2 protein-coding genes and 1 pseudogene are annotated in these 2,665 nt (G+C 72.3%); 1 reads left to right on the forward strand and 2 read right to left on the reverse strand.

Features of this window, described 5'->3' with window-relative positions:
• Positions 1 to 595, forward strand: a pseudogene (locus AB0G02_RS34645) (serine/threonine protein phosphatase); the annotation flags it as partial.
• A gap of 11 nt (positions 596 to 606) precedes the next feature.
• Here the strand turns inward: AB0G02_RS34645 and AB0G02_RS34650 are convergent.
• Entirely contained in the window at positions 607 to 1,458 is an 852-nt protein-coding gene (locus AB0G02_RS34650; protein ID WP_360802972.1) for a maleylpyruvate isomerase N-terminal domain-containing protein, read from the reverse strand.
• Between the two features lie 328 nt (positions 1,459 to 1,786).
• Positions 1,787 to 2,500 carry a GAF and ANTAR domain-containing protein gene (locus tag AB0G02_RS34655; protein WP_360802975.1) on the reverse strand — a complete coding sequence of 238 codons (714 nt, stop codon included), beginning with the start codon at positions 2,498 to 2,500 and terminating at the stop codon, positions 1,787 to 1,789.
• Between the last annotated feature and the right edge of the window lie 165 nt (positions 2,501 to 2,665).

The raw sequence follows: 2,665 nt of genomic DNA on the forward strand, positions 1-2,665 counted from the left end.
GGACGCGGTGGTCGCCGCGATGGACGGCCACCCGGCCGTGCGCGCCCGCCTCGAAGCGCTGGCCGCCGCGTCGCGCAGCCTGGTGCTGTTCTGCGAGTACGTCCCGCACCCGGTGGACGCCTGGCTGGGGGAGGAGCCGGCGGGCAAGGCCGTCGCGGTCGAGCGGCAGCTGGCGGAGGTCGTGGCCTTCCTGGGCGACCGGCGGCTGCTGCACATGGACGGTCACTTCGGCAACCTGCGCACCGACGGCGAGCGGATGTACCTCACGGACTTCGGCCTGGTCACCTCGCCGGCCTTCGACCTGTCGCCCGCCGAACGCGACTTCGTCCGGCGCCACGCCCGGTACGACGCCGACCACGCCGCCATGCGGCTGGTGAACTGGCTGGTCGTGGAGGTGTGCGGGGTGCGGGTGCCGCCCGGTGGTCTCCCCGTGGCCCGCAACGACTACGTCCGCCGGTGCGCCGCGGGTCACGTCCCGCACGACGTGCCGCCGGCCGTGGCCGCGATCCTGGCCCGCCACGCTCCCGCCGCCGCGAGGATGAACAGCTTCTTCTGGGCGCTGTTCGACGGTGACGTGCACGCGCGGTACCCCTGAGGCGCTGCGGGTCACGGCGAGCGCATCCCCCGCAGGTAGGTGACGGCGGCCCACGGTCGGCGGCCGAAGGCGAAGACCTTCCCGGTCGCCACCGACCGCAGCAGCCGGGTGCGCCGGAAGATGGTCAGCATCATCGCGGTCGGGTCGAACCTGACCTGGGCGTCGACCTTGCCGCCGTCGGCCGGTTCGACCTGTAATCGGCCGTTGTCGCTGGTCAGGATGACGGGTGTGGTGTGCTTCGAGCGGAACTCGATGGCGACGCGGCCCTCGTTGCCGCCGCTGCCCGCCAGCAGCCGACCCGACCGCCCGCCGAGCATGGGCATGAGGAACAGGTCGAACGTGAGGGCGGCCTCGTGCGCGGAGATCTGCCACGGGACGTTCAGCGCGCGGGCGATGTCGAGACCGTGGATCAGGACCTCGTTGAGCTGGTGGGCCACGTGCGAGGCGGCGGGTAGTTGGGCGCTGCCCAGCCACGGGCGCAGCTCGCGCGGGTCGACGTCCCTGGCCCGGTTCAGCAGCAGGTCGACCTCTTCGAGCAGGGTGTTGGAGACGACGTCCAGGGCCCGCTCGGGGAAGTGCTCCAGGCTCAGCGCGTTGAGCCGCCCGAACCCGCCGAGGCTCGACTCCTGCCAGCCCCGGTCCAGCTCGGGCGCGTCGAGCGGGGACAGGTCGCCGCCGATCAGCCCGGCGTTGAGGCGGGCGACGATGGCGACGTGCGCGGCGGTGTCCGCGACCGACCAGTCCCCGATGGTGCGGCGCTCCGGCGTGCGGCAGTCCAGGAGCATCCGGCTGAACCGCTCCGCCGCGCCGGTGAGGGCGTCCCGCGCGTCCCGCCACCGCTGGTCGGTGATGTCCAGGTCCACGAGTCGCCTCCCGTGCCGTCGACGTGACTTCACCGAACGTAGTGAGGTGGTGATCGTCGAACTACCGCTTCCGTGCTCTACTGCGGTTCTGCTGTTCGCACCACGGCGACGACCCGCGGCACCCGGCGGCGGTGCGGCCCCTCGTCCGAGCGGGCGCACTCGATACCAGGCCGGCGTGCCCTCGCCGGTGCCGGGGACGCCCGCGAGCAGGACCGCCCGCGGTCGGCGCACGGCGTCCGGGCGCGGGATCGGGCACGGGTCTCCGATCGGTCGCGGGCACCCGGGATCCACCCGCCGCACCCCGTCGGACCGATGTGCGGGTTCGGGGTCAGCGTCCGCCGGTGCGTGCCGGCAGTTCACCCGTCCGAGTGAGTTGTTCGGCGAGGGCGCGCAGCCGGGTGTTGGAGCGCTGGCTCGCGCGCACGAGCAGGGTGAACGCCTCGTCGGCGGTGAGCTTGTGGCGTTCCATCAGGATGCCCTTGGCCTGCCCGATCAGGTCTCGCGTCTCCACCGCCTCAGCGAGGTGCTCGCGCTCCTGAGCCGTGGCCAGCGCCACCGCGGCGTGCCCGGCGAACAGCAGGCCCACGTGCACCGACTCGTCGTCGAACGCCTTCACCTCCGGCGCGTACAGGTTCAGGGCGCCCAGGTCGTCACCCTCCACGTAGAGCCGGAACGACAGCATGCTCGCCACGTCCATCGCCACCGCGCGCTTGGCGAACAGGGGCCACCGGCCCTCCTCGGCCAGGTCGGGCACGCTGACGATCTTCTGCTGGTAGAGGGCGGTCAGGCACGGTCCCTGACCGGTGTCGTACTGGATCTGGTCCACCTCGCGCGGCAGGTCGTCGGTCAACGCGATGGTCCGGACCTCGCGCTTGCCCACGATCGTGGTGATCCCGGCGTGCCCGGCGCCGGGGATGGTGCCCACCGCCGCGCGCACGATCACGTCCAGCGTGTCCTGCGCGCTGTCCTGCTGGTGCAGCGTGCGTGCGACTTCGTTCAGTTGGGCGGCGAGATCGTCGTCGCCGATTGTGCGCTCGATCATGAGTCACCTCTCCGCCGCACGGGGTGCCCCCTCGACGTAGCCAGCATGTCCTGTGTCCCGAGTCACGTCCACGCAGGGGGCCCGCGCGACGTGGAATACGAGCCGTTTCCGTTCCGTTGAACGGGGTGTCGGCCCTGCCCGAGGTGCGCGGGGCGAAGTCGTTCG

The organism is Actinosynnema sp. NPDC023658, assembly GCF_040639995.1.
Lineage (GTDB): Bacteria > Actinomycetota > Actinomycetes > Mycobacteriales > Pseudonocardiaceae > Actinosynnema.